The 5046-nt window shown below is 53.0% G+C and carries 2 rRNA genes; both read left to right on the top strand.

Annotated features, from left to right (window positions below):
• Positions 1-72 precede the first annotated feature (72 nt).
• Positions 73-1601, top strand: a 16S ribosomal RNA gene (locus tag HMPREF2842_RS00680).
• 307 nt (positions 1602-1908) lie between these two features.
• Positions 1909-5000, top strand: a 23S ribosomal RNA gene (locus HMPREF2842_RS00675).
• The 16S and 23S rRNA genes sit together here, the layout of an rRNA operon.
• The last annotated feature ends 46 nt before the right edge of the window (positions 5001-5046 follow it).

The raw sequence follows: 5046 nt of genomic DNA, 5'->3' as shown, positions 1-5046 counted from the left end.
AGTCAGCTTGAGTCACGCACCCCCGTGTGTGATTCGCTGTTTGAGATCAGATTATCAAGCTTTTCTATTTTTTCAACGGAGAGTTTGATTCTGGCTCAGGACGAACGCTGGCGGCGTGCTTAACACATGCAAGTCGAACGATGAAGCCTAGCTTGCTAGGTGGATTAGTGGCGAACGGGTGAGTAATACGTGAGTAACCTACCTTTAACTCTGGGATAAGCCTGGGAAACTGGGTCTAATACCGGATACGACCAATCTCCGCATGGGGTGTTGGTGGAAAGCGTTATGTAGTGGTTATAGATGGGCTCACGGCCTATCAGCTTGTTGGTGAGGTAACGGCTCACCAAGGCGACGACGGGTAGCCGGCCTGAGAGGGTGACCGGCCACACTGGGACTGAGACACGGCCCAGACTCCTACGGGAGGCAGCAGTGGGGAATATTGCACAATGGGCGCAAGCCTGATGCAGCGACGCCGCGTGAGGGATGACGGCCTTCGGGTTGTAAACCTCTGTTAGCAGGGAAGAAGAGAGATTGACGGTACCTGCAGAGAAAGCGCCGGCTAACTACGTGCCAGCAGCCGCGGTAATACGTAGGGCGCGAGCGTTGTCCGGAATTATTGGGCGTAAAGAGCTTGTAGGCGGTTTGTCGCGTCTGCTGTGAAAGGCCGGAGCTTAACTCCGTGTATTGCAGTGGGTACGGGCAGACTAGAGTGCAGTAGGGGAGACTGGAATTCCTGGTGTAGCGGTGGAATGCGCAGATATCAGGAGGAACACCGATGGCGAAGGCAGGTCTCTGGGCTGTAACTGACGCTGAGAAGCGAAAGCATGGGGAGCGAACAGGATTAGATACCCTGGTAGTCCATGCCGTAAACGTTGGGCACTAGGTGTGGGGAACATTCCACGTTTTCCGCGCCGTAGCTAACGCATTAAGTGCCCCGCCTGGGGAGTACGGCCGCAAGGCTAAAACTCAAAGAAATTGACGGGGGCCCGCACAAGCGGCGGAGCATGCGGATTAATTCGATGCAACGCGAAGAACCTTACCAAGGCTTGACATATACTGGACCGCATCAGAGATGGTGTTTCCCTTCGGGGCTGGTATACAGGTGGTGCATGGTTGTCGTCAGCTCGTGTCGTGAGATGTTGGGTTAAGTCCCGCAACGAGCGCAACCCTCGTTCTATGTTGCCAGCACGTTATGGTGGGGACTCATAGGAGACTGCCGGGGTCAACTCGGAGGAAGGTGGGGATGACGTCAAATCATCATGCCCCTTATGTCTTGGGCTTCACGCATGCTACAATGGCCGGTACAGAGGGTTGCGATACTGTGAGGTGGAGCTAATCCCTAAAAGCCGGTCTCAGTTCGGATTGGGGTCTGCAACTCGACCCCATGAAGTCGGAGTCGCTAGTAATCGCAGATCAGCAACGCTGCGGTGAATACGTTCCCGGGCCTTGTACACACCGCCCGTCAAGTCACGAAAGTTGGTAACACCCAAAGCCGGTGGCCTAACCCTTTTGGGAGGGAGCCGTCTAAGGTGGGATTGGCGATTGGGACTAAGTCGTAACAAGGTAGCCGTACCGGAAGGTGCGGCTGGATCACCTCCTTTCTAAGGAGCACATTTAGTTGGCCATGCTGTCCGCGAGTGTCGGGTGGGTGGTTTTGCTCATGGGTGGAATGTTGGTTTTGGGTTGGATGAGGCGCATTGTTGGGTTTTGGGGTAACACATTGTGTGTTGTTCCTTTGTTTGCCTGGCATGGTGATGATGCGAACTGTTTTGTTTGTGTTGTTGTTGTGTTGTGGGTTGTTGTTTGAGAACTATATAGTGGACGCGAGCATCTTCTGGAATTTGCGTTGAATCAATGCTTTTGTGTTGGTTTGATTGTTGATTTTAGATTCTTATTTTTCTTGATTGTGTGTAAGTTATTAAGGGCACACGGTGGATGCCTTGGCATTAAGAGCCGATGAAGGACGTGTGAATCTGCGATAAGCCTCGGGGAGCCGATAACTGGGCTGTGATCCGAGGATTTCCGAATGGGGAAACCTGGCTCATCTTCATGGTGAGTTACCGCCAGCTGAATGTATAGGCTGGTTGGGGGGAACGCGGGGAAGTGAAACATCTCAGTACCCGCAGGAAGAGAAAATAAAGTAATGATTCTGTGAGTAGTGGCGAGCGAAAGCGGAAGAGACTAAACCTGTGGTGTGTGATAGCGGTTAGGCGTTGCATCATGGGGGTTGTGGGAGTCACAGTGGCAGTTCTAACTGGCTGCCGGCATGATGTTCAGGATGGTAGGTGAACGACTTGGAATGGTCGGCCGTAGAGGGTGAGAGTCCCGTAATCGAAATTGTTCTGTCCGTGGTGTGGCCACCCGAGTAGCACGGGGCTCGTGGAATCTCGTGTGAATCTGCCAGGACCACCTGGTAAGTCTAAATACTTCTTAGTGACCGATAGTGAATCAGTACCGTGAGGGAATGGTGAAAAGTACCCCGGGAGGGGAGTGAAATAGTACCTGAAACCGTGTGCTTACAAGCCGTTGGAGCCTTTTGGGGTGACAGCGTGCCTTTTGAAGAATGAGCCTGCGAGTTAGTGTTATGTCGCGAGGTTAACCCGTGTGGGGTATCCGTAGCGAAAGCGAGTCTGAATAGGGCGTTTGAGTGGCATGACCTAGACCCGAAGCGGAGTGATCTATCCATGGCCAGGTTGAAGCGACGGTAAGACGTCGTGGAGGACCGAACCCACTTCAGTTGAAAATGGAGGGGATGAGCTGTGGATAGGGGTGAAAGGCCAATCAAACTCTGTGATAGCTGGTTCTCCCCGAAATGCATTTAGGTGCAGCGTTACGTGTTTCTTGCCGGAGGTAGAGCTACTGGATGGCCGATGGGCCTTCACGGGTTACTGACGTCAGCTAAACTCCGAATGCCGGTAAGTGAGAGCGTAGCAGTGAGACAGTGGGGGATAAGCTTCATTGTCGAGAGGGAAACAGCCCAGACCACCAACTAAGGCCCCTAAGCGTGTGCTAAGTGGGAAAGGATGTGGAGTTGCTTAGACAACCAGGAGGTTGGCTTAGAAGCAGCCATCCTTGAAAGAGTGCGTAACAGCTCACTGGTCAAGTGATTCTGCGCCGATAATGTAGCGGGGCTCAAGTACACCGCCGAAGTTGTGGCAATGACCCTTTGGGGTTGTTGGGTAGGGGAGCGTCGTGTGGCCGGTGAAGCTGCGGTGTAAACCAGTGGTGGAGGCTATGCGAGTGAGAATGCAGGCATGAGTAGCGAAAGATGAGTGAGAAACTCATCCGCCGGATGATCAAGGGTTCCAGGGTCAAGTTAATCTGCCCTGGGTTAGTCGGGGCCTAAGGCGAGGCCGACAGGCGTAGTCGATGGATAACGGGTTGATATTCCCGTACCGGTGAAAAACCGCCCATACTGATATTGTGATGCTAACCATGCGAAGCATGATGTGCAGGCTTTTGTTTGTGTGTTGTGTGGGTTGTGGGACCCGATCTTTGGAGGTAAACGTGTTAACAGGTGTGACGCAGGAAGGTAGCCAAGCCACGCGATGGTTGTCGTGGTCTAAGCGTGTAGGGTTGTCGGTTGTTAAATGCGCCGGCTGTGTGCCTGAGACGTGATGGGACCCCGTTTTTGGGGGATTTGGTGATCCTATGCTGCCGAGAAAAGCATCGGCGTGAGGTTTTAGCCGCCCGTACCCTAAACCGACACAGGTGATCAGGTAGAGAATACTAAGGCGATCGAGAGAATCATGGTTAAGGAACTCGGCAAAATGCCCCCGTAACTTCGGGAGAAGGGGGACCTTGAGCGTGATGGGCACTTGCTGCCTGGAGCGTGTATGGGTCGCAGAGACCAGGGGGAAGCGACTGTTTATCAAAAACACAGGTCCGTGCGAAGTCGTAAGACGATGTATACGGACTGACTCCTGCCCGGTGCTGGAAGGTTAAGAGGATTGGTTAGCTCTTTTGAGCGAAGCTGAGAATTTAAGCCCCAGTAAACGGCGGTGGTAACTATAACCATCCTAAGGTAGCGAAATTCCTTGTCGGGTAAGTTCCGACCTGCACGAATGGAGTAACGACTTCCCTACTGTCTCAACCATGAACTCGGCGAAATTGCAGTACGAGTAAAGATGCTCGTTTCGCGCAGCAGGACGGAAAGACCCCGTGACCTTTACTATAGTTTGGTATTGGTGTTTGGTTTGGCTTGTGTAGGATAGGTGGGAGACTGTGAAGCATGGACGCTAGTTTGTGTGGAGTCGTTGTTGAAATACCACTCTGGTCAATCTGGATGTCTAACTTCGGGCCATGATCTGGTTCAGGGACAGTGCCTGATGGGTAGTTTAACTGGGGCGGTTGCCTCCTAAAGTGTAACGGAGGCGCCCAAAGGTTCCCTCAGCCTGGTTGGCAATCAGGTGTTGAGTGTAAGTGCACAAGGGAGCTTGACTGTGAGACTGGCAGGTCGAGCAGGGACGAAAGTCGGGACTAGTGATCCGGCGGTACGTTGTGGAACGGCCGTCGCTCAACGGATAAAAGGTACCTCGGGGATAACAGGCTGATCTTGCCCAAGAGTCCATATCGACGGCATGGTTTGGCACCTCGATGTCGGCTCGTCGCATCCTGGGGCTGGAGTCGGTCCCAAGGGTTGGGCTGTTCGCCCATTAAAGCGGTACGCGAGCTGGGTTCAGAACGTCGTGAGACAGTTCGGTCCCTATCCGCTGCGCGCGTTGGAAATTTGAGAAAGGCTGTCCTTAGTACGAGAGGACCGGGACGGACGAACCTCTGGTATGTCAGTTGTACCGCCAGGTGCATGGCTGATTGGCTACGTTCGGGAGGGATAACCGCTGAAAGCATCTAAGCGGGAAGCCTGTTTCGAGATGAGATTTCCTGGCACCTTTGGGTGTGTGAGGCTCCTTATAGATGATGAGGTTGATAGGCCGGGTATGGAAGCGGGGACTGAAGACTCGTGGAGTTGACTGGTACTAATAGGCCGAAGGCTTACTTTTCAAGATGTGTTTTGTTGTTTGCGTTCACTGTATGGTTTTTGGATAA

The organism is Rothia sp. HMSC069C10, from assembly GCF_001812205.1.
GTDB classification, from domain to species: Bacteria; Actinomycetota; Actinomycetes; order Actinomycetales; family Micrococcaceae; genus Rothia; species Rothia mucilaginosa.
This window is presented reverse-complemented; position numbering and strand designations above follow the sequence as displayed.